The sequence below is a fragment of the Janthinobacterium amylolyticum genome, assembly GCF_051380655.1.
In the GTDB taxonomy this organism is placed as follows: Bacteria; Pseudomonadota; Gammaproteobacteria; order Burkholderiales; family Burkholderiaceae_D; genus Janthinobacterium.
In genome coordinates this window covers 1-1,399 of record NZ_JBNYXL010000028.1, presented here as the reverse complement: position 1 = coordinate 1,399, position 1,399 = coordinate 1, and the positions used below count along the sequence as shown (strand labels likewise).

1 rRNA gene is annotated in these 1,399 nt (G+C 51.4%); it reads right to left on the bottom strand.

Annotation, left to right across the window (positions count from 1 at the left end):
• Window positions 1-15 precede the first annotated feature (15 nt).
• Window positions 16-1,399, bottom strand: a 23S ribosomal RNA gene (locus ACQ4WR_RS28255); the annotation flags it as partial.

Sequence of the window (1,399 nt, the reverse complement as noted above, 5' to 3'; positions counted from 1 at the left end):
ACCTGCTAAGGTTATAGGGACAAGCCGTACGGGCAATTAGTACTGGTTAGCTTAATGCATTACTGCACTTCCACACCCAGCCTATCAACGTCCTGGTCTCGAACGACCCTTCAAAGAGCTCAAGGCTCTGGGAAATCTCATCTCAAGGCAAGTTTCCCGCTTAGATGCTTTCAGCGGTTATCTCTTCCGAACTTAGCTACCCGGCAATGCCACTGGCGTGACAACCGGTACACCAGAGGTTCGTCCACTCCGGTCCTCTCGTACTAGGAGCAGCCCCCTTCAAATTTCCAACGCCCACGGCAGATAGGGACCAAACTGTCTCACGACGTTTTAAACCCAGCTCACGTACCACTTTAAATGGCGAACAGCCATACCCTTGGGACCGGCTACAGCCCCAGGATGTGATGAGCCGACATCGAGGTGCCAAACTCCCCCGTCGATATGAACTCTTGGGAGGAATCAGCCTGTTATCCCCAGAGTACCTTTTATCCGTTGAGCGATGGCCCTTCCATACAGAACCACCGGATCACTATGTCCTACTTTCGTACCTGCTCGACTTGTCAGTCTCGCAGTTAAGCACGCTTATGCCATTGCACTATCAACACGATGTCCGACCGTATCTAGCGTACCTTCGAACTCCTCCGTTACACTTTAGGAGGAGACCGCCCCAGTCAAACTGCCTACCATGCACTGTCCCCGATCCGGATAACGGACCAAGGTTAGAACCTCAAACAAACCAGGGTGGTATTTCAAGGTTGGCTCCACGAGAACTAGCGTCCCCGCTTCAAAGCCTCCCACCTATCCTACACAGATTGGTTCAAAGTCCAATGCAAAGCTACAGTAAAGGTTCATGGGGTCTTTCCGTCTAGCCGCGGGTAGATTGCATCATCACAAACATTTCAACTTCGCTGAGTCTCGGGAGGAGACAGTGTGGCCATCGTTACGCCATTCGTGCAGGTCGGAACTTACCCGACAAGGAATTTCGCTACCTTAGGACCGTTATAGTTACGGCCGCCGTTTACTGGGACTTCAATCAAGAGCTTGCACCCCATCATTTAATCTTCCAGCACCGGGCAGGCGTCACACCCTATACGTCCACTTTCGTGTTTGCAGAGTGCTGTGTTTTTATTAAACAGTCGCAGCCACCAGTTTATTGCAACCCTTTCACCCTCATGGAGTAAACCAATCAAGCTACCGGGGCGTACCTTTTCCCGAAGTTACGGTACCAATTTGCCGAGTTCCTTCTCCCGAGTTCTCTCAAGCGCCTTAGAATACTCATCTCGCCCACCTGTGTCGGTTTGCGGTACGGTCTCGTATGACTGAAGCTTAGAGGCTTTTCTTGGAACCACTTCCGATTGCTTCGTGAACAAGTTCACTCGTCCCATCCCCTTGAATTGCG